This is a genomic window from Zestomonas carbonaria, from assembly GCF_904061905.1.
In the GTDB taxonomy this organism is placed as follows: domain Bacteria; phylum Pseudomonadota; class Gammaproteobacteria; order Pseudomonadales; family Pseudomonadaceae; genus Aquipseudomonas; species Aquipseudomonas carbonaria.
The window spans coordinates 92,719-118,461 of record NZ_CAJFCI010000029.1; the positions used below are offsets into that span (position 1 = coordinate 92,719).

Below are 25,743 nucleotides of genomic sequence, written 5' to 3' on the forward strand. Positions count from 1 at the left end.
CTCAGGCGCCCTCCGCCAGCAGGCGCTCGACGTCCGCCAGGCGCTCGTGGGTGCCGACGTCCACCCAGCGCCCGGAGAAGCGTTCGCCGCTCACCTGCCCGGCCGCCATGGCCCGGCGCAGCAGCGGCGCCAGCTTGAAGGCGCCGGGCTGGCAGCCGTCGAACAACGCCGGTTCGAGCACGGCGATGCCGCTGTAGGTCAGGCTCGGCTGGCCGTCGACGGCATCCGTGACGCGGCCTGCGTCCAGGCGGAAATCCCCGCGCGGGTGATGCGCCGGGTTGTCCACCAGCACCAGATGCGCCTGCTCCTCCAGCGGACGACGCAGGGCGGCGAAGTCGTAGTCGGTCCAGATATCGCCGTTGACCACCAGGAACGGCGCCTCGCCGAGCAGCGGCAGGGCGCGGAAGATGCCGCCGCCGGTCTCCAGCGGCTCGCCCTCGGGCGAATAGTCGATGCGCACACCGAAACGCGCGCCGTCGCCCAGGTAGTCCTCGATCTGCTGGCCGAGCCAGGCATGGTTGATCACCAGTTCGTCGAACCCGGCCGCGGCCAGGGCTCGCACGTGGTATTCGATCAGCGGCTGGCCGCCGGCCTGCACCAGCGGCTTGGGCGTGTGCAGGGTCAACGGGCGCAGGCGCTCGCCCTTGCCCGCGGCGAGGATCATCGCCTTCATGCCGACACCACCTCGGGACGCGGCAGGCCGGCGAGCAGAGCTCCCAGCTCGGCCAGCTCGGGACGTCGCGCCAGCACCGTCTCGATGTAGCGAAAGAAACGCGGCACGTCCTGCAGGTAGCGGGGCTTGCCGTCACGATGGCAGATGCGCGCGAAGATGCCGATCACCTTGAGATGACGCTGTACCCCCATCAGGTCGCTGGCACGCAGGAAGTCCTCGAATCCATCCTGCACCGGGATGCCGGCATCGCGAGCCATCGTCCAGTAGCGCTTCAGCCAGGCACCTACGCGCTCTTCCGGCCAACTGAGGAAGGCGTCCTTGAACAGGCAGGTGACGTCGTAGGTGACCGGCCCGTAGACCGCGTCCTGGAAATCCAGCACGCCGGGATTGGGCGAACTCTCCATCAGGTTGCGCGGCATATAGTCGCGGTGCACCAGCACCTTGGGCTGCGCCAGGGCGCTGTCGATCAGCAGCGTGCAGCAGCGCTCCCAGGCAGCCAGTTGCTCCGCCTGCCATTCGATGCCGAGGTGACGCTGCACGTACCAATCGGGGAACAGTTGCAGCTCGCGGCGCAGCAACGCCTCGTCGTAATGCGGCAGGCCGGCGTCCAGGGGCAGGCGCTGGAACGCCAGCAGGGCTTGCAGGGCATCTTCGAACAGGGCGTCGGCGTTGTCCGTGTCGATCACTTCCAGATAAGTCTGCCGGCCGAGATCGTCGAGCAGCAGGAAGCCGCGCTCCAGGTCGGCTGCAAGGACACGCGGCACGTGGACAGCGGCCGATGCCAGCAGTCCGGCCACCTTGACGAAGGGCCGGCAATCCTCCTGCGGGGGCGGCGCATCCATCACGATCAGGCTGCGCTCGCCGGCCTGCCAGCGGAAATAACGACGGAAACTGGCATCGCTGCTGGCCGGCGTCAGGCTCGCGACCGGAACCGCTCCCCAACCCTCTGCGCTGAACAATTGCGGCAAACACTGATCCAACCAGGCATTCAATTGGCCCAGGCGTACATCTTCATGAGGCATTCTCAGGGGTCTCCGGCGGCGCTAGCCGTTGTGCGGGTCATGCTTTATTATCCAGCATCTTTTTCAGCCCATCGAGTGGCGTGCGGCCCCCAGCGGCCGAAGGCGCGCAGGAAGCCCGGACTTATAAGATGGCAGTAAACAGCCCCTCGTTTCGTAGAAAGTTCCCCCTCATGCTCACCGGCGGTCTGCTGGCCATGCACGGCGTCGCCGCCCAGCAGGTAACCGCCGCCGAGCAGTTCGACTGCCAGGTCTCCCCCAGCGGAGGCTGGGCCTGCGCGCCGAAGACGCCCGCCGCGGCCCTGCCCCCGCGCCCGGAACACAGCGCCACGACCGTCAGCAGCAGCGCCGAGAAAGGCGCTGCCGGCCGCGACGTGGAGAAAGCGGTGCCCGCCACCGCCCTGGTCACTGAGAGCAAGGGCAAGGGCCTGAAGTCGCGCAGCGCCGACTACAGCCATCTCGACTGGGTACCGCGCGACCAGCTCACTCCGGCCCAGTTGGCGGAAACCGGCCCCTACTGCGCCGGCTCCTACATCGAGCCGATCCGCCCGGGCATGGACGACACGACGCCCCTGAACGAGGCGCCCATGTTCATCTCCGCCAAGGCCTCGCGCTACGAGCAGGAGAAGCAGATCGCCACCCTGGCCGGCGACGTGGTGCTGCGCCAGGGCAGCATGCAGGCCGAGGCCGACGAGGCCAACCTCCACCAGGCGGAAAACCGTGGCGAACTGGTCGGCAACGTCCGGCTGCGCGACAACGGCTCCCTGGTGGTCGGTGACCGCGCAGAGCTGCAACTGGACAACGGCGAAGCGAAGATCGACAACGCCGAGTACGTCCTCCACAGCGCCCATGCCCGTGGCAACGCGCTGTACGCCAAGCGCGAGGAAACCGCGATCATCCGTCTCAAGGACGGTACCTATACCCGTTGCGAACCGGGCGAGAATACCTGGCACCTGAAGGGCAACAACGTCACCCTCAACCCGGCCACCGGTTTCGGTACCGCCACCAACGTGACCCTGCGGGTGAAGGACATTCCGGTGTTCTACACCCCGTACATCTACTTCCCGATCGACGACCGCCGCCAGTCCGGCTTCCTGCCGCCGAGCCTCGGCAGCTCCAGCGATACCGGCTTCTTCGTCAAGACGCCCTACTATTTCAACCTGGCGCCCAACTACGACGCCACCCTGTACCCGACCTACATGACCGAGCGCGGTCTGCTGCTGGAAGGCGAAGGGCGCTACCTGACCAGAAGCAGCGAGGGCCAGATCGGCGCCGCCTACCTGGACGACCAGGAAGACGAGCGCAAGCTGCAGTCCGACTACGAAGACAAGCGCTGGATGTATAGCTGGCAGCATACCGGCGGCCTGAATTCGCGACTGCTCGCCGAGGTCGACTACACCGACATCAGCGATCCCTACTACTTCCAGGACCTGAGCACCGACCTGGGCATTGACCAGCCGAACTTCCTCGACCAGCGCGGCACCCTGACCTGGCGCGGCGACAGCTACACCGCCAGGCTCAACCTGCACTCCTACGAGGCGACCAACGTCATTGACGTCACGCCTTACGAGCGCCTGCCGCAAGTCACGTTCGACGGCCGCCTGCCGTTCAACCCGGGCGGTCTGCAGTTCACCTACGGCACCGAGTTCGTCAGCTTCCAGCGCGATCTGCGCAGCGGCAACTTCATCAACGAAGATGGCGTGGAACAGTCCTGGTACGACAACAACCTGCGCGGCCTGAACCGCGCGGAAGGCGAGCGTATCCACCTGGAACCGGGCATCAGCCTGCCGATGAACTGGACCTGGGGCTTCCTCACGCCGTCGGTCAAGTACGCCCATACCCAGTACGATCTGACGCTCGACTCCCGCGGCGAGGCCACCCTGCCGGCCGGCAGCCAGTTCGAGGACTCCCCCAACCGGGACGTGGCCATTGCCAGCCTCGACGGCGGACTCTACTTCGACCGCGACACCCAGTGGTTCGGCAAGCAGTATCGCCAGACCCTGGAGCCGCGCATGCGCTACCTCTATGTCCCGTACGAAGAGCAGGACGACATCCCGATCTTCGACAGCGGCGAGAGCACCTTCAGCTATGCCTCGCTGTGGCGTGACAACCGCTTCTCCGGCCGCGACCGCATCGGCGACGCCAACCAGCTTTCGCTCGGCGCGACCACCCGCTGGATCCAGCCCGACGGCTTCGAGCGCCAGCGCCTGAGCTTCGGCCAGATCCTCTACTTCCGGGACCGCAAGGTGCAGTTGCCGGGCATAAACTACCGAGACCGCGACGACTCGCTGGCCGACGTTTCGCCCTACGCCCTGGAATACCTGTACCGCTTCAACCGCGACTGGAACTTCCGCTCGGACTTCAACTGGGACCCGGACAGCCACAGCACCCGCTCGGGCAGTGCGATGTTCCACTACCAGCCCGAAGACAACCCCAACAAGGTGCTCAACCTCGGCTACCGCTACCGCAACGATGTGGTGCGCTTCGACCAGGCCAGCGGCACCTGGGGCTTCAACAACGACTTCGGCACCCCGGGCAGTCCCAACTACATCAAGGACTACTACAAGATCGACCAGCACGACTTCTCCATCATCTGGCCCATCGTGCCGCAATGGAGCGTCCTGTCGCGCTGGCAGTATGACTACGGCCGCAACCGCACCCTGGAAGCCTTCGGTGGCTTCGAGTACGACAGTTGCTGCTGGAAACTGCGCCTGGTCAGCCGCTACTGGATCGACTATGACGAGACCGACCTCAACCCGGCTCTGAACGACCAGGCAGATCGTGGCATTTTCCTGCAGATCGTCCTCAAGGGCCTCGGCGGAGTCGTTGGCAACCAGGTCGAGAGTTTCCTCGACCAAGGCATTCAAGGTTATCGTAAACGTGAAGACCAAGCTTTCTGATTGCATGCGCCCGCTGCTGGGCGCGCTGTTGCTGGGCACCACCCTGCTGGGCACCGCGCACGCCGAAGTCCGACCGCTGGACCGCGTGGTGGCGATCGTCGACAACGACGTGGTCATGCAGAGCCAGCTCAACCACCGCCTGCAAGAGGTGCAGCAGACCATCGCCAAGCGCGGTGCCGCGTTGCCGCCCGAACACGTGCTGAGCCAGCAGGTCCTCGAGCGCCTGATCATCGAGAACATCCAGTTGCAGATCGGCGACCGCTCGGGCATCCGCATCACCGACGAGGAACTGAACCAGGCGCTCGCCACCATCGCCCAGCGCAATGGCATGAGCCTCGAACAGTTCCGCGCCGCGCTGGCCCGCGACGGCCTGTCCTTCGCCGATGCCCGCGAGCAGGTGCGCCGCGAGATGGTCATCAGCCGCGTACGCCAGCGCCGGGTCGCCGAGCGCATCCAGGTCACCGAGCAGGAAGTGCAGAACTTCCTCGCCTCCGACCTCGGCCGGATGCAGTTGTCCGAGGAATTCCGCCTCGCCAACATCCTCATCCCGGTCCCGGAAAGCGCTTCCCCGGAAAACCTGCAGGCCGCCGCCCGCCAGGCCGACGAACTGTACCAGCAACTGCGCCAGGGCGCCGATTTCGCCCAGTTGGCGATCGCCCGCTCGGCCAGCGAGACCGCCCTGGAAGGCGGCGACATGGGCTGGCGCAAGGCCGCCCAGTTGCCTCCGCCATTCGACGCGATGGTCGGCGCGCTGCAACCCGGCGAAGTCACCGAGCCGATGCGCACCCCGGGCGGCTTCATCATCCTCAAGCTGCTGGACAAGCGCGGCGGCGGCACCCAGGTGCGTGACGAAGTGCATGTCCGCCACATCCTCATCAAGCCCAGCGAGATCCGCAGCGAAGCCGAGGCCCAGCGCCTGGCCGAGCGCCTGTACGAGCGCATCCAGTCCGGCGAGGACTTCGGCGAACTGGCGAAAAGCTTCTCGGAGGACCCGGGTTCCGCGCTGAACGGCGGCGATCTCAACTGGATCGACCCCAACGCGCTGGTGCCGGAGTTCCGCGAGGTGATGTCCCGTACCGCCAGCGGCGAACTGTCCCGGCCGTTCAAGAGCCCCTATGGCTGGCACGTGCTGCAGGTCCTCGGCCGCCGCGCCACCGATAGCAGCGCGCAGTTCCGCGAGCAGCAGGCGCTGAACATCCTGCGCAACCGCAAGTACGACGAAGAGCTGCAAGCCTGGCTGCGCCAGATCCGCGACGAGGCCTACGTCGAGATCAAGCTCTGACGGGCTTGTCGCGCAACACCCGAGCCCGGCACCTGCCGGGCTTTTTCATGGCATATCCTGTGAGGACGGCCTTGACCGCGAAGCTCCGGCTCAGTCCGTTCCCACTTCTCGCACACCATCGCGCCGAGCACACGAGAGCCCATCGATGACCGCTTCCCCCGTCTTCGCCCTGACCCCCGGCGAGCCCGCCGGCATCGGTCCCGACCTGTGCCTGCTGCTCGCCCGCCAGGCGCAGCCTCACGCCCTGGTCGCCATCGCCAGTCGCGAACTGCTCGCCGACCGGGCCGCGCAACTGGCACTGGAGATCGCGCTGATCGACGTCGGTCCCGGCCACTGGCCCCGGCAGCCGGCGCCGGCCGGCAGCCTGTACGTCTGGGATACCCCGCTGCGCGCGCCGGCCGTGCCTGGCCAGCTCGATCCGGCCAATGCCGTCTATGTGCTGGAAACCCTGACTCGCGCTGGCCAGGGCTGCCTCGACGGCGATTTCGCCGGGATGATCACCGCGCCGGTCCACAAGGGAGTGATCAACGAGGCTGGCATCCCGTTCTCCGGGCATACCGAATTCCTCGCCGAACTGACCCACACCGCGCAGGTGGTGATGATGCTCGCCACCCGTGGCCTGCGCGTGGCCCTGGTCACCACCCACCTGCCGCTCAAGGACGTCGCCACGGCGATCACCGCCGAGCGCCTGCAACGGGTCACCCGCATCCTGTACGCCGACCTGCACGACAAGTTCGGCATCGCCCGCCCGCGCATCCTGGTCTGCGGCCTCAACCCGCACGCCGGCGAAGGCGGCCACCTGGGTCGCGAAGAGATCGAAGTGATCGAACCAGCCCTGGGAGCGCTGCGCGCCGAAGGCATCGAACTGATCGGCCCGCTGCCGGCCGACACTCTGTTCACCCCCAAGCACCTCGACCACTGCGACGCGGTGCTCGCCATGTACCACGACCAGGGCCTGCCGGTGCTCAAGTACAAGGGCTTCGGCGCTGCGGTGAACATCACCCTCGGCCTGCCGATCATCCGCACCTCGGTCGACCACGGCACCGCCCTGGACCTGGCCGGCACCGGCAAGGTGGATACCGGCAGCCTGCAAGTCGCCCTGGAGACGGCCTATCAGATGGCGGCCAGCCGGCGATAGCTGGAGGCTGGAGGCTGGAGGCTGGAGGCTGGAGGCTGGAGGCTGGAGGCTGGAGGCTGGAGGCTGGAGGCTGGAGGCTGGAGGCTGGAGGCTGGAGGCTGGACAGCGTTCTGGCCATGCACCGTCTACGTCAACCTTTTTTTCGCGGCCATGGGACTGGGCGTCCCCGCCGATCCTACAGACACGGCCTCGATGCCGACCTGTAGGAGCGCGCCATGCGCGCGATCACCGGCAACGTCCAAGGCATCGCCAGCAAGCTGGCTCCTACAACAGCGGACGAGTAGCCCGCTCCCGGATTGCATCCGGGCTACGTGGCTGTTCATTGGATCCCCGCGAACGCGGGGATCCAATGAACACGGCCTCAATAAACACGCAGGAGTGAGGGAGACGCCCAGTTCTCTGCTCGCGAAGCTTTTTGCGTTGCCGGTGATCGCGAGCAAGCTCGCTCCTACAAGAAGGTCACCACCGACCCCGGACCGCCTTCTCGTCCAGCCCTCCAGCCTCCAGCGCTTTTATCGCCCTCCCAAGCCTTCGTCCGCCTTCACCTGTTAAACTGCGCCCCTTTTCCGTTTCCAGCTTCGAGCTGCTCCCCTGGGGCCGTCCATGTCCGAGCTTTACCAACACCGCGCCCGCAAGCGCTTCGGCCAGAATTTCCTGCACGACGCCGGCGTCATCCATCGCATCCTGCGCGCCATCCATCCACGCGAAGGCGAACGCCTGGTGGAGATCGGCCCGGGTCAGGGCGCGCTCACCGCGGGCCTGCTGGGCAGCGGCGCGCAGCTCGACGTGATCGAACTGGACCAGGACCTGATCCCGCTGCTCAAGCTCAAGTTCGGCCTCGAGCCGCGCTTCAGCCTGCACCAGGGCGACGCGCTGAAATTCGATTTCGCCCAACTGAGCAGCGAGCCCCACAGCCTGCGGGTGGTCGGCAACCTGCCGTACAACATCTCCACCCCGCTGATCTTCCACCTGCTCGATCACGCCCACCTGATCCGCGACATGCATTTCATGCTGCAGAAGGAAGTGGTCGAACGCCTGGCCGCCGGGCCGGGCAGCGGCGATTGGGGGCGGCTGTCGATCATGGTCCAGTACCATTGCCGGGTCGAACACCTGTTCAACGTCGGCCCCGGCGCCTTCAACCCGCCGCCCAAGGTCGATTCGGCGATCGTCCGCCTGGTGCCGCACGACGTGCTGCCGCACCCGGCCAAGGACCACCGCCTGCTCGAACGGGTGGTGCGCGAAGCCTTCAACCAGCGCCGCAAGACCTTGCGCAACACCCTCAAGCAACTGCTGGACGCCGGCGCCATCGAGGCCGCTGGCGTGGACGGCAGCCTGCGCCCCGAGCAACTCGACCTGGCCGCCTTCGTCCGCCTGGCCGATCAGCTCGCCGGGCAGACAAGCGCGGACTGAGGTCCTAGACTCGCAAACCTGTACACCGAGCTTCTCCCCATGAGCGATCCCCGCTACCAGATCGACGTCAGCGTCGTCACCCGCTTCCTGCCGGACCAGTCGCAGCCGGACCAGCAGCGCTTCGCCTTCGCCTACACGGTGACCATCCACAACAACGGCACGCTGCCGGCCCGCCTGCTCAGCCGCCACTGGATCATCACCGATGGCGACGGCAAGGTGCAGGAAGTCCGTGGCGCCGGCGTGATCGGCCAGCAGCCGCTGATCGAGCCGGGTGCCAGCCATACCTACAGCAGCGGCACGGTGCTCTCCACGCGGGTCGGCAGCATGCAGGGCAGCTACCAGATGCTCGCCGCCGACGGCACGCACTTCGACGCCCCCATCGCGCCGTTCCGCCTGGCCGTGCCGGGGGCACTGCACTGATGGCCACCTATGCCGTCGGCGACCTGCAGGGTTGCCTGCAACCGCTGCAATGCCTGCTGCGGCAAGTGAACTTCGACCCGACCAGGGACCGCCTGTGGCTGGTCGGCGACCTGGTCAACCGCGGCCCGCAATCGCTGGAAACCCTGCGCTTCCTGTTCGGCATGCGCGATTCGGTGATCAGCGTGCTGGGCAACCACGACCTGCACCTGCTGGCCGTGGCGCACAACATCGAACGCCTGAAGAAGTCCGATACCCTGAGCGAGATCCTCGAAGCGCCGGACCGCGACGACCTGCTCGACTGGCTGCGTCGGCAGAAGCTGCTGCACTACGACGCCGAGCGCGATACGGTGCTGGTACACGCCGGCATCCCGCCGCAGTGGTCGCTGAAGAAGGCGCAGAAATGCGCCGCCGAGGTGGAAGAAGCCCTGCTCGACGACGCCCGCCTGCCCCTGTACCTGGACGGCATGTACGGCAACGAGCCGGCCAAGTGGGACAAGGACCTCAAGGGCGTCACCCGCCTGCGGGTGATCACCAACTACTTCACCCGCATGCGCTTCTGCAAGGCAGACGGCACCCTGGACCTGAAGAGCAAGGAAGGCCTGGGCACCGCACCGGCCGGCTACGCCCCCTGGTTCAGCCACCCGGAACGCAAGACCCGTGGGCAGAAGATCATCTTCGGCCACTGGGCCGCGCTGGAGGGCCGCTGCAACGAGCCCGGCCTGTTCGCCCTGGACACCGGCTGCGTATGGGGCGGCGCCATGACCCTGCTGAACGTGGATACCGGCGAGCGTATCCGCTGCGAGTGCAAGGGGACGTAGCAGCTGCAAGCTGCAAGCTGCAAGCTGCAAGCTGCAAGCTGCAAGCTGCAAGCCAGGCAGGATGCCGCCCCCGGCTACAACTGGTAAGCTGACGGCCCTTCGCAGTCAGCGCCTTTGGCTCTTGCTTGCCGCTTGCAGCTTATGGCTTGGAGCTTCCTCGATGACCGACTTCAAACGCATCTCCCCGGACCAGGCCCAGGCCCTGCGCCAGAACGGCGCGGTGGTAGTGGACATCCGCGATCCGCAGAGCTTCGCCATGGGCCACATCGCCGGCTCGCGGCACCTGGACAACTATTCGCTGGCCGACTTCATCGCCCACGCCGACTTCGACAAACCGCTGATCGTCGCCTGCTACCACGGCAACTCCAGCCAGGGCGCCGCCGCCTATCTGGTCGGCCAGGGCTTCGCCGAGGTCTACAGCCTCGATGGCGGTTTCGAGTTGTGGCGCAGCGTCTATCCCGACGAAATCGGCCAGAACAGCCCCGAGTAGGGCTCCGCTTCAGCCACCCTACGATCCGGCACGTCGAAACGGGGCGCCATTCGACCTTCGGACAAAAAATTTTTACAGAGCCCCACAACCCCCGCCGCCCGTGCTCCCTGACGAACGGTAACCTCTTGTTATCGTTCCGTGACGCTTGACCTTGCCGATTCCGAACTACTCTTAAGCCAGGCCATCCTAAAGGAGAGCCGGCACACCGGTTCCGGGCCATCGGCAGTGACCATTCAGGTGTACTGGGGGATTTTTCCAGCGGCCGACTCCTCGGCCGACGCCAGCACCCGCACGACCGATCCGACGCCGACTTTCCGCATCGAGCGAGGTGACGACATGAGCATTTTCAGCCACTTCCAACAACGCTTCGAGGCGACGCGCCAGGAGGAGTATTCCCTCCAGGAATACCTCGACCTGTGCAAACAGGACCCAAGCGCCTACGCCACGGCCGCCGAACGCATGCTGATGGCCATCGGCGAACCGGAGCTGCTGGACACCTCCGTCGATCCCCGTCTGTCGCGGATCTTCTCCAACAAGGTGATCCGCCGCTACCCGGCCTTTGCCGATTTCCACGGCATGGAAGACTGCATCGACCAGATCGTCTCCTTCTTCCGCCACGCCGCCCAGGGCCTGGAAGAGAAGAAACAGATCCTCTACCTGCTCGGCCCGGTCGGCGGCGGCAAGTCTTCGCTGGCGGAGAAGCTCAAGCAACTGATGGAACGAGTGCCCTTCTACGCCATCAAGGGCTCGCCGGTGTTCGAGTCGCCGCTGGGGCTGTTCAACCCCGATGAGGACGGCGCCATCCTCGAAGAGGAATACGGCATCCCGCAGCGCTACCTGCGCACCGTGGTATCGCCCTGGGCGAGCAAGCGGCTCAACGAATTCGGCGGCGACATCAGCAAGTTCCGCGTGGTCAAGCTGTACCCGTCGATCCTCAACCAGATCGCCATCGCCAAGACCGAGCCGGGCGACGAGAACAACCAGGACATCTCCTCGCTGGTCGGCAAGGTGGATATCCGCAAGCTCGAGGAATTCCCGCAGAACGACGCCGACGCCTACAGCTACTCCGGTGCCCTGTGCCGCGCCAACCAGGGCCTGATGGAGTTCGTCGAGATGTTCAAGGCGCCGATCAAGGTGCTGCACCCGCTGCTGACCGCCACCCAGGAAGGCAACTACAACAGTACCGAGGGCCTCGGCGGCCTGCCGTTCAGCGGCATCATCCTCGCCCACTCCAACGAGTCGGAATGGCACAGCTTCCGCAACAACAAGAACAACGAGGCGTTCATCGACCGTATCTACATCGTCAAGGTACCCTACTGCCTGCGCGTCACCGACGAGATCAAGATCTACGACAAGCTGCTGCTCAACAGCTCGCTGGCCCACGCCCACTGCGCGCCGGACACCCTGAAGATGCTCGCCCAGTTCTCCGTGCTCTCGCGCCTGAAGGAGCCGGAAAACTCCAACGTCTACTCGAAGATGCGCGTCTACGACGGCGAGAACCTCAAGGACACCGATCCCAAGGCCAAGTCGATCCAGGAATACCGCGACTCAGCGGGCGTCGACGAGGGGATGAACGGTCTGTCGACCCGCTTCGCCTTCAAGATCCTCTCCAAGGTGTTCAACTTCGACCCCCACGAGATCGCCGCCAACCCGGTGCACCTGCTCTACGTGCTGGAACAGCAGATCGAGCAGGAACAGTTCCCGGCCGAGGTGCGCGAGCGCTACCTGCGCTACATCAAGGAATACCTGGCGCCGCGCTACATCGAGTTCATCGGCAAGGAAATCCAGACCGCCTACCTGGAGTCCTACAGCGAGTACGGCCAGAACATCTTCGACCGCTACGTGCTGTACGCCGACTTCTGGATCCAGGACCAGGAATACCGCGACCCGGAAACCGGCGAAATCCTCAACCGCGTGGCCCTCAACGAGGAACTGGAGAAGATCGAGAAACCGGCCGGGATCAGCAATCCGAAGGACTTCCGCAACGAGATCGTCAACTTCGTGCTCCGCGCCCGCGCCAACAACAACGGCAAGAACCCGACCTGGCTCAGCTACGAGAAGCTGCGCGTGGTCATCGAGAAGAAAATGTTCTCCAACACCGAGGACCTGCTGCCCGTCATCAGCTTCAACGCCAAGGCGAGCAAGGAGGATCAACAGAAGCACAACGACTTCGTCAAACGCATGGTCGAGCGCGGCTACACGGAGAAACAGGTACGCCTGCTTTCCGAGTGGTACTTGCGGGTACGTAAATCGCAGTAACAGCAGCCACAAGCGGCAAGCTTCAAGCTGCAAGAAGAGCACGACTCAGGCGCCGTCTACTTGCAGCTTGTGGCTTGCGGCTTGAAGCTGGCCCGGAGGGCCTATGAGCTACGTGATCGACCGCCGTCTGAACGGCAAGAACAAGAGCACGGTGAACCGCCAGCGTTTCCTGCGCCGTTACCGTGACCACATCAAGAAGGCCGTGGAGGAGGCCGTCAGCCGGCGTTCCATCACCGATATGGAGCACGGCGAACAGATCAGCATCCCCGGCCGCGACATCGACGAACCCGTGCTGCACCACGGGCGCGGCGGCCGGCAGACCATCGTCCACCCCGGCAACAAGGAGTTCACCGCCGGCGACCGCGTTCCCCGGCCTTCCGGCGGCGGAGGCGGCGGCGCGGGGGGCAAGGCGAGCAATACCGGCGAGGGCATGGACGACTTCGTCTTCCAGATCACCCAGGAAGAGTTCCTCGACTTCATGTTCGAGGACCTCGAACTGCCCAACCTGATCAAGCGCCACCTGACCGGCGCCGACAGCTTCAAGACGGTACGCGCCGGGATCAGCAACGAAGGCAACCCGTCGCGCATCAACATCATCCGCACCCTGCGCTCGGCCCATGCGCGGCGTATCGCGCTGTCCGGCAGCAGCCGTGCCCGGCTCAAGCAGGCGCTCGCCGAGCTGGAACGACTCAAGCGCGAAGAGCCGGACAACTTCGGCGATATTCAGGAAATAGAGGCGGAAATCTCCAAACTCCGCGCACGCATCAACCGCGTGCCGTTCCTCGACACCTTCGACCTCAAGTACAACCTGCTGGTCAAGCAACCCAACCCGACCTCGAAGGCGGTGATGTTCTGCCTGATGGACGTCTCCGGCTCGATGACCCAGGCCACCAAGGACATCGCCAAGCGCTTCTTCATCCTTCTCTACCTGTTCCTGAAGCGGAACTACGAGAAGATCGACGTGGTGTTCATCCGCCATCACACCAGCGCCAAGGAAGTGGACGAGGAAGAGTTCTTCTACTCGCGGGAAACCGGCGGCACCATCGTCTCCAGCGCGCTCAAGCTGATGCAGGAGATCATGGCCGAGCGCTACCCGATCAACGAATGGAACATCTACGCCGCCCAGGCCTCGGACGGCGACAACTGGAACGACGATTCGCCGATCTGCCGGGATATCCTGATGAAGCAGATCATGCCGTTCGTGCAGTACTTCACCTACGTCGAGATCACTCCGCGCGAACACCAGGCGCTGTGGTACGAATACGAACAGGTGCGCGAGAGCTTCGAGCACACCTTCGCCCAGCAGCAACTGGTGTCGTCCGCGGACATCTACCCGGTGTTCCGCGAGCTGTTCCAGCGCCGGCTCACCGTATGAGGGCCCAGAGATGAAGCGTCAGCCCATTTCCACCGGTTCGGAATGGACCTTCGAGCTGATCCGCACCTACGACAAGGAAATCAGCCGACTGGCCGAGCGCTACGCGCTGGACACCTACCCGAACCAGATCGAGGTGATCACCGCCGAGCAGATGATGGACGCCTACGCCTCGGTGGGCATGCCGCTCGGCTACCACCACTGGTCCTACGGCAAGCACTTCCTCAGCACCCAGAAGGGCTATTCGCGCGGGCAGATGGGCCTGGCCTACGAGATCGTCATCAACTCCGACCCCTGCATCGCCTACCTGATGGAGGAGAACACCATATGCATGCAGGCGCTGGTCATCGCCCACGCCTGCTACGGCCACAACAGCTTCTTCAAGGGCAACTACCTGTTCCGCACCTGGACCGACGCCAGTTCGATCATCGACTACCTGGTGTTCGCCAAGCAGTACATCATGCAGTGCGAGGAACGCTACGGCATCGACGCGGTGGAAGACCTGCTGGACTCCTGCCACGCGCTGATGAACTACGGCGTCGACCGCTACAAGCGCCCCTACCCGATCTCCGCCGAGGAAGAGCGGCGCCGCCAGAAGGACCGCGAGGAACACCTGCAGCGGCAGATCAACGACCTCTGGCGAACCATCCCGAAAGGCGCCAGCAAGGGCAGCGAGCAGGACAGCAAGCGCTGGCCGGCCGAGCCGCAGGAGAACATCCTCTACTTCCTCGAGAAGCACGCGCCGCTGCTCGAGCCCTGGCAGCGCGAAGTGGTGCGCATCGTGCGCAAGATCGCCCAGTACTTCTACCCGCAGCGCCAGACCCAGGTGATGAACGAAGGCTGGGCGACCTTCTGGCACTACACGCTGATGAACGACCTGTACGACGAAGGCCTGGTCACCGACGGCTTCATGATGGAGTTCCTCCAGTCGCACACCGGGGTGATCTACCAGCCGGGCTTCGACAGCCCCTACTACAGCGGCATCAACCCCTACACCCTGGGCTTCGCCATCTACAGCGACATCCGCCGCATCTGCGAGAACCCCACCGAGGAAGACAAGCGCTGGTTCCCCGACATCGCCGGCAGCGACTGGCTGGCGACCCTCAAGTTCGCCATGCGCAGCTTCAAGGACGAGAGCTTCATCCTGCAGTTCCTGTCGCCCAAGGTGATCCGCGACCTCAAGCTGTTCAGCGTGCTCGACGACGACCAGAAGGACGAACTGCTGATCCCGGCGATCCACGACGAACAGGGCTACCGGGTGATCCGCGAAACCCTGGCCGCGCAGTACAACCTCGGCAACCGCGAACCCAACGTGCAGATCTGGAGCGTCGACCGGCGCGGCGACCGCTCGCTGACCCTGCGCCACCAGCAGCACGACCGCAAGCCGCTGGGCGACTCCACCGCCGAGGTGCTCAAGCACCTGCACCGCCTGTGGGGCTTCGACATCCACCTGGAAAGCGTGCGTGGCGACCAGATCGTGCATACCCAGCACGTGCCGCCACGGGCGGAGCAGGACAGCGACGAATATCCGCGCCTTGAACTGGCCCTGCCGCCCATTTGATCGGTTGACCGGCTCCAGCGCGCGGTCGAGCATGCGCCTATCGTCCGTGGAGCCCCACGTCATGCGCGCATTCGCCATTCTCCTGCTGTGCCTCGGCCTGGCCACCTGTGCCAGCCATGTGCCGCAGATCCAGGTCACCCAGGGACCGGACGCGGACCTGTCCGGCCGGCAGAGCTTCCAGTTGATCCCGCCGGAGCAGGCCCTGGCAGGCCCCGCGCCCTATCCCGAACGCTACGCCCAGCTCGGTCCGCTGCTGCGCCAGGGCCTGAACGAACGCGGTTATCACGAGAGCCAGACCCCGCAACTGCTGGTCTACTACTGGCTGGCCCTGCGCGACAGTCCGCTGGAATTCCGCGTCGATACCCCGCCACCCAGTCCGCTGGGACCCTACCAGGCCATCCACCGCCTGCGCGACGAGACCGGCACCCTGCGCCTGCGCCTCACCAGCCCGGACGGGCAGGTGCTCTGGGAAGGCACCGCCAGCACCGGCCTGAGCCCATCCAGAAATAGCGGCGAATACCTGCAAAGCGCCGTCACCGCGCTGCTGCTGCAAGTCCCGGAAGCCCGCTGAGCCGTTTTTCCAGCCCGGCCTGCGCGCCCGCTCGCAGAGCGGCGCGGAGGGAGAGCACGGAGCCCGATGGTACGCACGGATACTCCCCTCGGAGCGCGTAGCCAGGGGCTGTGGATGAGGGGCCGAAGTGTCTGACCTGGCTGGAGCCAGGGCTGTTCACAAGTGATGGCACAGCCTAGCGCAACTGACTGTCCTTGCTGCCGCGCCGGTTGTAGCCGCTGATCGCCTTCTGCTCCTTATCGTGCTCGCTCTGGCAATTCACGCACAGGCGCACGCCGGGCACCGCCTGGCGGCGCGCCTCGGGAATCGGCGCATCGCATTCTTCGCAACGGTGCAGGCTCTCGCCGCGTGGCAACTGGCTGCGCGCACGGGCGATGGCGTCCTCGATACTGCTGTCGATCTGCTCCTGCACGTTGTCGTCGCTGGTCCAGCCACCGGCCATACCGTGCTCCTCCACTGTTCACTCGTTGAACAGATATGCGCGCCGGGAACGATTTTTACAAGGCCGAACCGGCGCTACTCGCGCACGTCCATGAACTCCCGCGCCCAGGCCTGGTAATCCTCCGGCTGGGTGTACTTGTGCGACAGCTCCGAAGCATTCAACTCGGTGGCGCCGGCGACCTGGCGCTGCTCGCGCAGGCAGTCGTAGGTCGCCTTGATCGCCGCGAAATAGGCGGCATGACCGTTGACCACGATACGCACGCCGAGATCGGCGAGACGCTGGTTGTCGCGCAGCTTGGGATTGCCGTAGGTGACCAGCATCAGCGGCACCTCCAGGGGCGCGGAAATCTGCTCCAGATGCTCGAAGTCGCGCACACCGACCAGGCAGATGCCGTCCGCGCCGGCCTCCTGGTAGGCCACCGCCCGGGCGATCACCTCCTCGGTGGACTGCACCCCGGCATGGCTGCGGGCGATGATCACCAGCTCCGGATCGACCCGCGCCTCCAGCGCCGCGCGGATCTTGCCGACGCCTTCCTCCAGCGGAATCAGGTCGGTGGACTTGCGGCCGAACTGCGCCGGCAGCAGGGTATCCTCGATGGTCAGTGCGGCGACACCGGCGCGCTCCAGCTCGACCACCGTGCGCATCACATTGAGCGCGTTACCGTAGCCATGGTCGGCGTCGGCGATCACCGGCAGGCGGGAAACGCGGCCGATGCGGGTAGCCTGTTCGGCGAACTCGCTCAGGGTGATCAACGCGAAGTCCGGCGCGGCCAGCACCTGCAGCGAGGCCACCGAACCACCGAGGATACCGACCTCGAAACCGAGATCGGCGGCGATGCGCGCGGACATGGGATCGAACACCGAAGCTGTGTGATAGCAGGCGGGGAACTTCAACAACGTGCGGAACGCACGACGCAATTCCTGCGGAGAGACTCTGTACATGGCGGGTTCCAGAAACGACGGCGAAGGGGCTGAAACGGCCCGGACCTGGGTAAGATGCTGGCAGCGCGGCCAGGGACACTAACACAGCGGCGGTTTCAACTGGCTTTCAGGGGACATTGTCCACAAAAACCAATCCCTACGTATACACTCAACCCTTTACCTTGCCGGGTCCGAGCCAAGCACCGAGAATCGCCGCTCGCTAAATCGAGCAAGCTCCATGCCGGCATTCCTCGCCCTGTTCCTCTCCGCCTTCGGCGCCGCCACCCTGCTGCCCCTGCAATCCGAAGCGCTGCTGGTCGCCCTGCTGCTCGCCGGCCAACAGACGCCCTGGACGCTGGTCGCCGTGGCCACGGCGGGCAACGTGCTCGGCTCGCTGGTGAACTGGCTGCTCGGCCGCTTCCTCGAACACTTCCACGGACGCCGCTGGTTCCCGGTGAGCGAAACGCACCTGCAACGTGCACAGCGGCACTACCGACGCTTCGGCTGCTGGACGCTATTGCTCAGTTGGCTGCCGATCATCGGCGACCCACTGACCCTGGTCGCCGGAATGATGCGCGAACCGCTATGGCGCTTCCTGCTACTGGTCACCCTGGCCAAGGGCGGCCGCTACGTGGTGCTGGCGGGCCTGACGCTGGGCTGGTCGGCACTGGGTTCGCAATGAGAAAAGCCGAGCCAGAACCCGCTAGGCTTTTCATCCCCACCCAACACATAATTTTCACATTCACAGGGATACTCTATCCCCGTGACTGCTCCCCTCGCCCCGCCTTAGTGCGGGGCTTTTGTTTTTTGGATTATCTGCCAATCTCGGGACAAGCCAGCCCGATTCCTTCCCAGCACAGCACATCCTTTAATCGCCATGCATGGCGCACCCGAATTACTTTCTATCCTATAGTCCAGGCTCCTCATCTGATGGCAGAATGCCGCAGACCACCCAACAAGGAAGTCGCCATGGCCCATGACGTAACCGTAGAACTGCACCAAAAGATCGTTCTCAGCAAGGATGTGGAGGTAGAGATAAAGGCAGATGGTTCCAAGCTTGGGACTATCCTGATCAGCAAGGGAAATATCGAATGGCTTCCTGCCAGCAATAGCGTGAACAAGCACCGACTAACCTGGAAGAAGTTCGCCGCTTTGATGGAATCGCAAGGAACCCCGAAGAAGACCAAATAGCCAGGAGGCTATCATGGAGTTCGAAGAGAAGCTGGCTAGCCTAGCTGCCAAGATCCGCCAACAGAAATCTGCCATCCAAACAGAGGAAGCAACCAAGACTGCATTCGTCATGCCCTTCATCCAGTCGGTTCTGGGGTACGACGTGTTCAACCCGCTTGAGGTTGTTCCGGAGTTCACTGCAGATGTTGGTACCAAGAAGGGCGAAAAGGTTGACTACGCCATCCTGAAAGATGGTGAAATCCAGATCCTCATCGAGAGCAAGAAGATCGGAGAACCGCTGAACATCAACCACGCCAGCCAATTGTTCCGATACTTCCACGTCACGAATGCCAGGATATCTATCCTGACCAATGGCCAAGTCTACAAGTTCTTCACAGACCTGGACGCCCCGAACAAGATGGACGAGAAGCCATTTCTCGAGCTGGACCTCTTGGACATCGACGATCACGCCATCCCTGAACTCCAGAAGCTCACCAAATCAGCATTCGATGTCGACTCGATCATCAGCGCTGCGGGCGAACTTAAGTACGTTGGTCAGATCAAGCGCGTCCTCGCTTCGCAGTTCAGCCAGCCGGATGAAGACTTCGTTCGACTCTTCGCTTCCCGTGTGTACGAAGGGATCATCACCCAGAAGGTGCGCGATCAGTTCACCTTGCTCACCAGAAAAGCGGCTGCCCAGTTCCTGAGCGACCAGATCAACGAGCGCCTTAAGTCAGCGATCACTGGAAACTCTCAGCCAATCCTCGTGGCTCAGACCCAGTCTGAACAGCCAACGACCAAGCCCCAGGAAGAGACGGAAGAGAAAGACCGGATACTGACAACTGCCGAGGAGATTGAAGGCTACACCATCGTTAAAGCCATCGTGCGAACCGAGGTCGACGTGAAGCGCATTGCGGCCCGAGACACACAGAGCTACTTTGGCGTCCTTCTCGACGACAACAATCGCAAGCCTATCGCCCGCCTCCATTTCAACCGTACACAGAAATATCTCGGAACGTTCGACGCGGAAAAGAACGAGACACGCCATCCCATTGAGTCGCTGGACGATATTTTCGCCCATGCTGATGCACTCAGGGCTACGGCACGGTCATATGGAGACGTTTAACCCGTCAAAACGACCAGCGCATGGAAGCGCCTAGACGAACGGCCCGGCCCACTACACCTACTTCGCGCCAGCGACACCTCGGGTCTTAATCCAAAGTAGACGCTCGTCCTCCCGCTCTACCCTCACGATGTACTCAGCTTTCGAGGACAACTTAGGCGGCAAGAGGCAACCAACGCTTAATCTAGGACCACCTCAATCTTGCATACAAAAACAAGAAAACCCGCACAAGGCGGGCTTCTTAGGGTGTTTCCGGCGCATGCGGGAACATGGGGAAACGCGATTCTGGTGCCGGATATAGGAATCGAACCTACGACCTTCGCGTTACGAGTGCGCTGCTCTACCTGCTGAGCTAATCCGGCGTGGGCTGCAAATCTACACAAACCTGAGCCGAAATGGCACTCCCCCGATGCAGATCGTCATCCCTGCGCTAGCGCTTGGCGATGATGTACACCGCGTGGACGATGCCGGGGATGTAGCCGAGCAGGGTCAGCAGGATGTTCAGCCAGAAGGCTCCGGCGAAGCCGACCTGGAGGAATACGCCGAGCGGCGGCAGGAGGATGGCGATGAGGATGCGGATCAGGTCCATGTGCGGGCTCCATATCGGGTTCGCTCCTGTAATCGACCGCATCCCACCGCACAAGGTTCAGTCCTGTTCGAAGCGTCCCAGGCGCCGGCGCAGGTGGCTATTCTCGCTGCGTAGTCGTTCCAGTTCGTCGAGCAGGTCGATTGCCAGGGCGACACCGGTCCAATCCAGTTCCAGTTCGCGGCTCAGGCGGGCGGCACGGCGCAGCAGGTGCAGGGAGCGCTGGTCGAAGCGCCAGTTTTCGGGGCGTTCGCCATGCGGTTCGACGATGCCGTGGGCGACGATCTCGATCAGGTAGGTGCGTTGCAGGCCGGCCAGTTGGCAGACTTCCTCGACGTCGAATTCGACGATCATCGTGTTTTTCATGCTTGTCGACTCCAGGTGCTGCGCGGGTCGAAACCGGCGCGGTCGGCCAGTTGCCGCCACAGTTCGCGGGCGTCTTCGTCGCTGCGCGGCGGCATCACCACCTTGAGCAGCGCGTAGAGGTCGCCGTGGCCGTCCTGCTTGTCGGCCAGCCCTTTGCCCTTGATGCGCAGGCGCTGGCCGGTCTGGCTGTTGGCCGGGATGCTCAGGTGGATGCGTCCGCCGAGGGTCGGCACTTCGACCTTGGCACCCAGCGCCGCCTCCCAGGGGGCCACCGGCACGGTGACGATCAGGTCGCGGCCATCGACGTCGAACAGGGGATGCGGCACCAGGCGGATCACCAGGTAGAGGTCGCCGGCCGCGCCTCCGTTGATGCCCGGCCCACCCTGGCCCTTGAGGCGGATACGCTCGCCGTCGACTACGCCGCGTGGAATCTTCACGTTGAGGGTTTTCTGCGCATCGCCGATACGCCGGCCGGCCGCATCGAACTGCGGCAAGGAGAAGGACACCTGCTTGGCTTCGCCGCTCTGGCTTTCCTCGAGGAAGATCGGCAACTCCACTTCCAGGTCACGACCGCGATGGCTGCGCGGCTGGCCGCGGCTGCGGGCGGCGCCGAACAGCGACTCGAAGAAGTCGGAGAAGTCTTCGTGCCGGCCGTGCGGGTCGTCGAAGCCGCCGGCGGCGCTGTGCCAGCCCGGCGGTGGCTCGAACGACTGCCCCTGGCGCCCGCCGTAGCGGCGCAGTTCATCGTATTCGGCGCGCTTCTGCGCATCGCCGAGCACTTCATAGGCTTCGGCGACTTCCTTGAACTTATCTTCGGCGTCGGCTTCCTTGCTGACGTCCGGATGGTATTTGCGCGCAAGCCGGCGGTAGGCGGTCTTGATCGCCTTTTCATCGGCATCCGGTGCCACGCCGAGCGCGGCGTAGTAGTCCTTGAACTCCATATGCGCCCCCTCGATGGAATCCCCAAAGCATAGGAAACCTCGGGAGCGGCTGCCGGTGCTTGACGCGGATCAAGTGAGATCGGGACGACGACTGGCGTGACGCGGCGGCGTCTTCGCGAGCAGAGCTCGCTCCTGCGGCACGGCTAGCAACCGTCCGCACGCAACCGCGCGGCATGTTCGAGGTACGCCACGACCGGGTCGGCACCGCACCCGACCAGGCCATGGCTCTGGTTGACGATGTCGAGGTGGTCGAGCGGGTAGTCGTCGCGAATCACCCGTCCCAGGTGCGAGCTGAAGCGGCCGACCATGCCGTCGTTCTGCCCCCGCTCGCGCACGAAACTGCGGGCGAACAGACGGCAGAAGCGGTTGGACAGGTCGAAGAGATTGCCGCCACGGTCGGTATGCCCCGGCTGCAAGGTGCCGGACCAGGAGTAGTAGCGGACGCCGTTCACTTCCGCGTCGCCCTCGCCGCCCCAGGTTTCGGGCAGGCCCTGCGGGTAGCGGCGGTTGAAATCGGCTACCCCGTCGGCGGTCAGCGAGGCATGTGCGGCACGTGGATCGAGCGGCAGGCGCGGGCCGCGATAATCACGCTCCAGCCAGGCCAGCAGGCGCGCCGTGCCGAGCAGCAGGGCGACGATCAGGCGCTCGCGCCAACTGCCTGGAGGCGCCTGTCGCGCCAGGTAGTCGGCCAGCTCGGAGCCATGGTTGGGGCCGGCCACCGAGGTCACCGAAGCCACCCATTCCGGGCGCACGGCGGCGGCGTAGCGGGCGGTCAGCGCGCCCTGGCTGTGACCGATCAGGTTGACCTTGTCGGCACCGCTTTCCCCCCGGATGCGCTCGATCTCGCGCAACAGTTGCTCGCCGCGCGCCTCCGAGCTGTGCAGCGACGACACCAGCACCGGCCGGACGTCGGCGCCAGCGCGCCACAACGCCTTGTCGATGCCGTACCAGTAGGGGTAGCCCGGCAGACGCACGAAGCCCAGCAGGCCGGGCACCAGCACCAACGGGTAACGGGTCTGTGCATGTCCGCCCATGACCTAGCCTCCTTGCTCCGTGAATTGCGTCTAGGATAGGGCCTGGAGAGGTTTCGGCGCGAGCGTGACGACACTCGACGGCCCAGGCAGGGCCAGGGCAACGTATCGAACTCCCGGCAGATTTTGCGGTTCAAACCCCACATGGGGCGGTAATCCGGCCGTCCCGGGCTCATCACAAGGAGTCACCCCATGTACAAGCAAACACTCATCGTGCTCTGCGTACTGGGTTCAGTGGCAGGCTGCGCCACCAAGCCCGAGAACCCTGTCGACTACTACACCTACCGCAACCAGCCGCTGGTCAAGCAGGTCGAGGACGGCATGACCCGGCAGCAGGTGCTGAGCATCGGCGGCACGCCGTCGAGCGAGGTGCAGCGCCAGTTGCAGCCAGGTACCTGCAACAACTACATCCTCACCGAGGCTGGCCATCAGCAGCCCTACTACGTGCGCTTCGACTCCGCGGGGCGGGTCGACAGCAAGGGTTTCATGACCTGCGAGCAGCACGAGAAGAACCAGCGCGAGCTGGAGAAGCTCTAGACTGAATCGATACTCAAGGCACGTGTCTGTAGGAGTGAGCTCTGCTCGCGAAGCTAACGCAGACGCCTCGTCCGGGCGCAACCGCGAATCGCGGGCATGGCCCGCTCCTACGAGTTCTCCGTGGCATGACCGTCACTCCGACCAGTCCCCTTTCCCTTCGGAAGAGGGTTAGGGTGAGGGGACGGCGGTCGGTGATTTCGAGGCGCCGATATTCGCGGGCAGAGCCCGCACCTACGGTACGCGGCGTCTTGGTCACGAGATGGGCGTGAATGCCGATCCCCCTCCCCGCAACTACCGTCCCGTGGCGCCACGCCTCACCTGACCCGACCGATCCACCAGAGCACCGCCAGCGGCACGCCGAATACCACCAGGAAGACCAGCATCTCGGTGACCAGGGTCTGTCCTGCCGTCAGGCCTATCGCGCCATGCACCAGGCAGGCGACCAGCCAGGGCACGACGAACAGCCAGGCGACGGTCTGCCGGCCGAGGCCGAAGGCGCGGCCGATCAGGATGACGCAGCCGAGGAACAGCAGGCCGACGAGCGTTGCGATCAGGGTGTGCACGGTATCCGCCCTCTTCTCCACATATGTCTCGTAGCGTAGCGCCGATCGTCATCGCCTACGGCCTAGCGCCCTGCAGGCTCTTGAGCAACGGCTCGCACTGGCTCGGCGCGCCCTCGCCGGGCGCGATCAGCGCGAGCACCCCGGCGGCCGGGGCGATCACCGCGCCGAGCGCCAGCAGGCCGGCGCCACGGGCCAGCAGCGGGCCGGCCTTCACCCCGGCGTCCGGCGACTTGAAGGTGCCACGCACGTACAGCGGCGAGCGCAGGGAAATGATGCGCAGGCCCTTGGATTCCGGGTTGATGTTCAGGTCGAGCCGCTCGCTCTTGAAGTTGGCGGTGCCATCGACGTGGACGATGGCGTTCTCGGTGTCGAACACCACCACGCGGGTGGCCAGCAGGCCGTCCTTGATGCCCGCGTCGGCCGCCGCGCAGTTGATGCGCACCGGCTTGTCGCCGAACAGCTTGCCGACCAGGTAGTTGCCCACGTTCAACCCGGCGATCTCCATCAGGTCACGACTCACCGCCCCGTCGTTGACCAGCAGCTTGAGATTGCCGTTGGAAGTCCCGAGCAGCGCGGCCACCGAATTGCCGGAACCGCTCAGCTCGGCATCGCCATGCAGTTCGCCGAGGCTGGTCTGCAGCGGCGCGAAGGTGGGGAACAGTTGCTTGAGCTTGAAGTCGCGTGCGCGCAGCGTGGCGCGGCCCTGCAGCGGTGTCAGCCGGCCGTTGAGGCGGATGTTGGCGTCCAGCCGGCCGCCGGCCATCGAGAAACGCAGGGGTTCCAGGCTCAGCTCGCCGTCGTTGAGCACCACGTGGGTGGACAGGTCGTCGATCGGCAACTGGTCGCCATGCACGATGCGCTTGCCGGTGAAGCTGACGTCGGCGTCCATCGCCCGCCAGCGCTCGGTGCGGAACTCCTCGACCGGCAGCGCCTTGTCCGCCGGCTGCACGGCGGCAGCGCCGCGCTGTTTCTTCTCGGCGTTGGAATCGGCGCCGATCAGCGACGCCAGGTCGCTGAACAGCAGTTGGTTGGAGGTCAGGCTGCCGGACAGCTTGGGCCTCGGCGAGCGATTCACGAAGGTGAGATCGCCATGGATATCGCTGTCGCCGATCGAACCGTTGAACCCCTGGTAGCGGAACAGCGCGCCGCCCTCTTCGCGCAGGCTGGCGATCAGGTGGCCGTCGGTGGCATAGGCCGGGGTTTCCGGCAGGGTCACGCCGGTCAGTGGGTAGAGCTCGGCCAGGCTGCGGCCGGACAGCTTCAGGCGCAGGTCGAGGGCGCCGAGATTGCGCGGATCGCTGAGGGTGCCGGCGAGCACGACCCGGGTGGCGCCGATGCGCACGTCGGCCTGCACCGGCAGCGGCTGGCTGGCGTCGTGCAGCGCGAGCAGGCCGCCGACCTTGCCGTTGCCGGCGAGCGGCAGCCCCCGGTAGCGGCCCTCGACACGCCAGCCGAAGGCGTAGTCCTGGGTCGTCACGCCCTGTTCGACAGCCTTTTCGGCCACCTTGTCGCCGACGATCTGGCTGAACGGGACCGGCTCGCCGAGCGGGTCGATCCGCAGGGTCGCCTGGGTCTTGAGCGGCTGGTCGTCGATACGTACCACGCCCTGGTCGAAACCGATGCTGCCGATGTCCAGGGTCCAGGGCGCGGCCTCAGGCTGCTCGGGGTCCTGGCCGCCGAGGTCGAAGGTCCAGTTGTCGCGGCCGTCGGCGCGGCGAACCAGACGGGCATCCGGGGTACTGAGCTGGATCTGCGGGATGCTCACCGTCTTCCACAGCAGCGGCAGCGGCGCGAGGCGGAACTCGACCCGCTCCAGCCGGACGAAGTCGTCGCCCTCCAGCCACTCGGGATTGCCCAGGCGCAGTTGCTCGGCGACGAAGTGGGGCCACGGCAGCATCCCGCTCCAGCCGTCCTGCCCCACCTCGCGGTACCAGCGCACGGAAAGGTCGCCCTCGATGGCGAACGGCCGGTCGAGGGTGGCCGAGACCTTGTCGTTGAGGATCGGTTTGACCCGGTTCCAGTCGAAGGTGGCGATGAAGATCGCCAGGGCGGCAATCAGCAGTGCCAATACGGCAGCGCTCCAGCCCAGGGCGCGGCGGACACTCATGTACTTCTCCTTGTCTCCTTGTCGCGGCCAGACAACGGCGGCCG

Annotated in this window: 25 protein-coding genes and 1 tRNA gene; 15 read left to right on the forward strand and 11 right to left on the reverse strand. The window is 64.8% G+C overall.

Annotated elements, in window-relative coordinates; all coding sequences use genetic code 11:
* Position 1: 1 nt before the first annotated feature.
* On the reverse strand, positions 2-673 hold the full coding sequence (gene murU / locus PSEWESI4_RS06400; protein WP_187670357.1) for an N-acetylmuramate alpha-1-phosphate uridylyltransferase MurU: 672 nt from the start codon (positions 671-673) through the stop codon (positions 2-4).
* Positions 670-1,695 (reverse strand): aminoglycoside phosphotransferase family protein, encoded by a 1,026-nt coding sequence (locus tag PSEWESI4_RS06405; RefSeq protein WP_187670358.1) that lies wholly within the window; start codon positions 1,693-1,695, stop codon positions 670-672. Before PSEWESI4_RS06405 ends, murU begins: the two co-directional genes overlap by 4 nt.
* A 128-nt stretch (positions 1,696-1,823) precedes the next feature.
* Here PSEWESI4_RS06405 and PSEWESI4_RS06410 point away from each other — a divergent pair, with 128 nt between their 5' ends.
* From PSEWESI4_RS06410 to PSEWESI4_RS06460, 11 genes are all read left to right on the forward strand, one after another.
* Entirely contained in the window at positions 1,824-4,592 is a 2,769-nt protein-coding gene (locus PSEWESI4_RS06410) for an LPS-assembly protein LptD (RefSeq protein WP_187670359.1), read from the forward strand.
* Between the two features lie 4 nt (positions 4,593-4,596).
* Complete coding sequence (locus PSEWESI4_RS06415; protein ID WP_408004281.1) at positions 4,597-5,874, forward strand: peptidylprolyl isomerase; 1,278 nt, start codon at positions 4,597-4,599, stop codon at positions 5,872-5,874.
* A gap of 145 nt (positions 5,875-6,019) precedes the next feature.
* Positions 6,020-7,012, forward strand: coding sequence for a 4-hydroxythreonine-4-phosphate dehydrogenase PdxA (pdxA, locus tag PSEWESI4_RS06420; RefSeq protein WP_187670361.1), 993 nt, complete (start codon positions 6,020-6,022; stop codon positions 7,010-7,012).
* Between the two features lie 603 nt (positions 7,013-7,615).
* Positions 7,616-8,422, forward strand: coding sequence for a 16S rRNA (adenine(1518)-N(6)/adenine(1519)-N(6))-dimethyltransferase RsmA (gene rsmA / locus PSEWESI4_RS06425; protein WP_187670362.1), 807 nt, complete (start codon positions 7,616-7,618; stop codon positions 8,420-8,422).
* Positions 8,423-8,461: 39 nt separating this feature from the next.
* The gene (gene apaG / locus PSEWESI4_RS06430; protein WP_187670363.1) at positions 8,462-8,842 is read left to right on the forward strand and encodes a Co2+/Mg2+ efflux protein ApaG; all 381 of its coding nucleotides are present in this window, start codon (positions 8,462-8,464) and stop codon (positions 8,840-8,842) included.
* Positions 8,842-9,660 carry a symmetrical bis(5'-nucleosyl)-tetraphosphatase gene (locus PSEWESI4_RS06435; protein ID WP_187670364.1) on the forward strand — a complete coding sequence of 273 codons (819 nt, stop codon included), beginning with the start codon at positions 8,842-8,844 and terminating at the stop codon, positions 9,658-9,660. The genes apaG and PSEWESI4_RS06435 overlap by 1 nt, the downstream gene beginning before the upstream one ends.
* Before the next feature lie 160 nt (positions 9,661-9,820).
* Positions 9,821-10,150, forward strand: a complete 330-nt coding sequence (glpE, locus tag PSEWESI4_RS06440; RefSeq protein ID WP_187670365.1) for a thiosulfate sulfurtransferase GlpE — start codon at positions 9,821-9,823, stop codon at positions 10,148-10,150.
* A gap of 336 nt (positions 10,151-10,486) precedes the next feature.
* A complete protein-coding gene (locus PSEWESI4_RS06445) occupies positions 10,487-12,409 on the forward strand; it encodes a PrkA family serine protein kinase (RefSeq protein ID WP_187670366.1) in 1,923 nt (640 codons plus the stop codon).
* Positions 12,410-12,512: 103 nt separating this feature from the next.
* Positions 12,513-13,784, forward strand: a complete 1,272-nt coding sequence (locus PSEWESI4_RS06450; protein ID WP_187670367.1) for a YeaH/YhbH family protein — start codon at positions 12,513-12,515, stop codon at positions 13,782-13,784.
* Between the two features lie 10 nt (positions 13,785-13,794).
* Entirely contained in the window at positions 13,795-15,342 is a 1,548-nt protein-coding gene (locus PSEWESI4_RS06455; protein ID WP_187670368.1) for a SpoVR family protein, read from the forward strand.
* 61 nt (positions 15,343-15,403) lie between these two features.
* On the forward strand, positions 15,404-15,913 hold the full coding sequence (locus PSEWESI4_RS06460) for a DUF4136 domain-containing protein (RefSeq protein WP_187670369.1): 510 nt from the start codon (positions 15,404-15,406) through the stop codon (positions 15,911-15,913).
* Positions 15,914-16,088: 175 nt separating this feature from the next.
* Here the strand turns inward: PSEWESI4_RS06460 and PSEWESI4_RS06465 are convergent, their stop codons facing one another.
* Both PSEWESI4_RS06465 and PSEWESI4_RS06470 read right to left on the reverse strand, forming a co-directional pair.
* The gene (locus PSEWESI4_RS06465) at positions 16,089-16,355 is read right to left on the reverse strand and encodes a DksA/TraR family C4-type zinc finger protein (RefSeq protein WP_187670370.1); all 267 of its coding nucleotides are present in this window, start codon (positions 16,353-16,355) and stop codon (positions 16,089-16,091) included.
* 74 nt (positions 16,356-16,429) lie between these two features.
* Positions 16,430-17,296, reverse strand: a complete 867-nt coding sequence (locus PSEWESI4_RS06470) for an isocitrate lyase/PEP mutase family protein (protein WP_187670371.1) — start codon at positions 17,294-17,296, stop codon at positions 16,430-16,432.
* A 217-nt stretch (positions 17,297-17,513) separates the two neighbouring features.
* On the opposite strand from PSEWESI4_RS06470, the gene PSEWESI4_RS06475 reads away from it, so the two are divergent.
* The 3 genes from PSEWESI4_RS06475 (at position 17,514) to PSEWESI4_RS06485 (ending at position 19,571) form a co-directional block, all read left to right on the forward strand.
* A complete protein-coding gene (locus tag PSEWESI4_RS06475; protein ID WP_187670372.1) occupies positions 17,514-17,957 on the forward strand; it encodes a YqaA family protein in 444 nt (147 codons plus the stop codon).
* 287 nt (positions 17,958-18,244) lie between these two features.
* On the forward strand, positions 18,245-18,466 hold the full coding sequence (locus PSEWESI4_RS06480) for a hypothetical protein (RefSeq protein ID WP_187670373.1): 222 nt from the start codon (positions 18,245-18,247) through the stop codon (positions 18,464-18,466).
* A 13-nt stretch (positions 18,467-18,479) separates the two neighbouring features.
* Positions 18,480-19,571: a type I restriction endonuclease gene (locus tag PSEWESI4_RS06485; RefSeq protein ID WP_187670374.1), complete on the forward strand. Its 1,092-nt coding sequence runs from the start codon at positions 18,480-18,482 to the stop codon at positions 19,569-19,571.
* 283 nt (positions 19,572-19,854) lie between these two features.
* Here the strand turns inward: PSEWESI4_RS06485 and PSEWESI4_RS06490 are convergent.
* The 5 genes from PSEWESI4_RS06490 to PSEWESI4_RS06510 form a co-directional block, all read right to left on the reverse strand.
* Positions 19,855-19,930 (reverse strand) — tRNA-Thr (locus PSEWESI4_RS06490).
* 68 nt (positions 19,931-19,998) lie between these two features.
* Complete coding sequence (locus PSEWESI4_RS06495) at positions 19,999-20,157, reverse strand: YqaE/Pmp3 family membrane protein (protein WP_003450258.1); 159 nt, start codon at positions 20,155-20,157, stop codon at positions 19,999-20,001.
* 57 nt (positions 20,158-20,214) lie between these two features.
* The gene (locus tag PSEWESI4_RS06500; RefSeq protein ID WP_187670375.1) at positions 20,215-20,520 is read right to left on the reverse strand and encodes a chaperone modulator CbpM; all 306 of its coding nucleotides are present in this window, start codon (positions 20,518-20,520) and stop codon (positions 20,215-20,217) included.
* Positions 20,517-21,461 carry a curved DNA-binding protein gene (gene cbpA, locus PSEWESI4_RS06505; RefSeq protein ID WP_187670376.1) on the reverse strand — a complete coding sequence of 315 codons (945 nt, stop codon included), beginning with the start codon at positions 21,459-21,461 and terminating at the stop codon, positions 20,517-20,519. The genes PSEWESI4_RS06500 and cbpA overlap by 4 nt, the downstream gene beginning before the upstream one ends.
* 143 nt (positions 21,462-21,604) lie before the next feature.
* The gene (locus PSEWESI4_RS06510) at positions 21,605-22,495 is read right to left on the reverse strand and encodes an esterase/lipase family protein (protein ID WP_187670377.1); all 891 of its coding nucleotides are present in this window, start codon (positions 22,493-22,495) and stop codon (positions 21,605-21,607) included.
* 189 nt (positions 22,496-22,684) lie between these two features.
* Between PSEWESI4_RS06510 and osmE the strand changes: the two genes are divergently transcribed.
* The gene (gene osmE, locus PSEWESI4_RS06515) at positions 22,685-23,029 is read left to right on the forward strand and encodes an osmotically-inducible lipoprotein OsmE (protein ID WP_187670378.1); all 345 of its coding nucleotides are present in this window, start codon (positions 22,685-22,687) and stop codon (positions 23,027-23,029) included.
* 314 nt (positions 23,030-23,343) lie between these two features.
* On the opposite strand, the gene PSEWESI4_RS06520 is transcribed toward osmE, so the two are convergent.
* Together PSEWESI4_RS06520 and PSEWESI4_RS06525 are read right to left on the reverse strand one after the other, a co-directional pair.
* A complete protein-coding gene (locus tag PSEWESI4_RS06520; protein WP_187670379.1) occupies positions 23,344-23,592 on the reverse strand; it encodes a hypothetical protein in 249 nt (82 codons plus the stop codon).
* Positions 23,593-23,647: 55 nt separating this feature from the next.
* Positions 23,648-25,699: an AsmA family protein gene (locus PSEWESI4_RS06525; protein ID WP_187670380.1), complete on the reverse strand. Its 2,052-nt coding sequence runs from the start codon at positions 25,697-25,699 to the stop codon at positions 23,648-23,650.
* Positions 25,700-25,743: the final 44 nt, after the last annotated feature.

What these genes read in the sequence shown, in the direction of transcription:
- murU (WP_187670357.1), bottom strand. Translation starts at nt 673, where the DNA reads ATGAAGGCGATGATCCTCGCCGCGGGCAAGGGCGAGCGCCTGCGCCCG.
- PSEWESI4_RS06405 (WP_187670358.1), bottom strand. Translation starts at nt 1,695, where the DNA reads ATGCCTCATGAAGATGTACGCCTGGGCCAATTGAATGCCTGGTTGGAT.
- PSEWESI4_RS06410 (WP_187670359.1), top strand. Translation starts at nt 1,824, where the DNA reads ATGGCAGTAAACAGCCCCTCGTTTCGTAGAAAGTTCCCCCTCATGCTC.
- PSEWESI4_RS06415 (WP_408004281.1), top strand. Translation starts at nt 4,597, where the DNA reads ATGCGCCCGCTGCTGGGCGCGCTGTTGCTGGGCACCACCCTGCTGGGC.
- pdxA (WP_187670361.1), top strand. Translation starts at nt 6,020, where the DNA reads ATGACCGCTTCCCCCGTCTTCGCCCTGACCCCCGGCGAGCCCGCCGGC.
- rsmA (WP_187670362.1), top strand. Translation starts at nt 7,616, where the DNA reads ATGTCCGAGCTTTACCAACACCGCGCCCGCAAGCGCTTCGGCCAGAAT.
- apaG (WP_187670363.1), top strand. Translation starts at nt 8,462, where the DNA reads ATGAGCGATCCCCGCTACCAGATCGACGTCAGCGTCGTCACCCGCTTC.
- PSEWESI4_RS06435 (WP_187670364.1), top strand. Translation starts at nt 8,842, where the DNA reads ATGGCCACCTATGCCGTCGGCGACCTGCAGGGTTGCCTGCAACCGCTG.
- glpE (WP_187670365.1), top strand. Translation starts at nt 9,821, where the DNA reads ATGACCGACTTCAAACGCATCTCCCCGGACCAGGCCCAGGCCCTGCGC.
- PSEWESI4_RS06445 (WP_187670366.1), top strand. Translation starts at nt 10,487, where the DNA reads ATGAGCATTTTCAGCCACTTCCAACAACGCTTCGAGGCGACGCGCCAG.
- PSEWESI4_RS06450 (WP_187670367.1), top strand. Translation starts at nt 12,513, where the DNA reads ATGAGCTACGTGATCGACCGCCGTCTGAACGGCAAGAACAAGAGCACG.
- PSEWESI4_RS06455 (WP_187670368.1), top strand. Translation starts at nt 13,795, where the DNA reads ATGAAGCGTCAGCCCATTTCCACCGGTTCGGAATGGACCTTCGAGCTG.
- PSEWESI4_RS06460 (WP_187670369.1), top strand. Translation starts at nt 15,404, where the DNA reads ATGCGCGCATTCGCCATTCTCCTGCTGTGCCTCGGCCTGGCCACCTGT.
- PSEWESI4_RS06465 (WP_187670370.1), bottom strand. Translation starts at nt 16,355, where the DNA reads ATGGCCGGTGGCTGGACCAGCGACGACAACGTGCAGGAGCAGATCGAC.
- PSEWESI4_RS06470 (WP_187670371.1), bottom strand. Translation starts at nt 17,296, where the DNA reads ATGTACAGAGTCTCTCCGCAGGAATTGCGTCGTGCGTTCCGCACGTTG.
- PSEWESI4_RS06475 (WP_187670372.1), top strand. Translation starts at nt 17,514, where the DNA reads ATGCCGGCATTCCTCGCCCTGTTCCTCTCCGCCTTCGGCGCCGCCACC.
- PSEWESI4_RS06480 (WP_187670373.1), top strand. Translation starts at nt 18,245, where the DNA reads ATGGCCCATGACGTAACCGTAGAACTGCACCAAAAGATCGTTCTCAGC.
- PSEWESI4_RS06485 (WP_187670374.1), top strand. Translation starts at nt 18,480, where the DNA reads ATGGAGTTCGAAGAGAAGCTGGCTAGCCTAGCTGCCAAGATCCGCCAA.
- PSEWESI4_RS06495 (WP_003450258.1), bottom strand. Translation starts at nt 20,157, where the DNA reads ATGGACCTGATCCGCATCCTCATCGCCATCCTCCTGCCGCCGCTCGGC.
- PSEWESI4_RS06500 (WP_187670375.1), bottom strand. Translation starts at nt 20,520, where the DNA reads ATGAAAAACACGATGATCGTCGAATTCGACGTCGAGGAAGTCTGCCAA.
- cbpA (WP_187670376.1), bottom strand. Translation starts at nt 21,461, where the DNA reads ATGGAGTTCAAGGACTACTACGCCGCGCTCGGCGTGGCACCGGATGCC.
- PSEWESI4_RS06510 (WP_187670377.1), bottom strand. Translation starts at nt 22,495, where the DNA reads ATGGGCGGACATGCACAGACCCGTTACCCGTTGGTGCTGGTGCCCGGC.
- osmE (WP_187670378.1), top strand. Translation starts at nt 22,685, where the DNA reads ATGTACAAGCAAACACTCATCGTGCTCTGCGTACTGGGTTCAGTGGCA.
- PSEWESI4_RS06525 (WP_187670380.1), bottom strand. Translation starts at nt 25,699, where the DNA reads ATGAGTGTCCGCCGCGCCCTGGGCTGGAGCGCTGCCGTATTGGCACTG.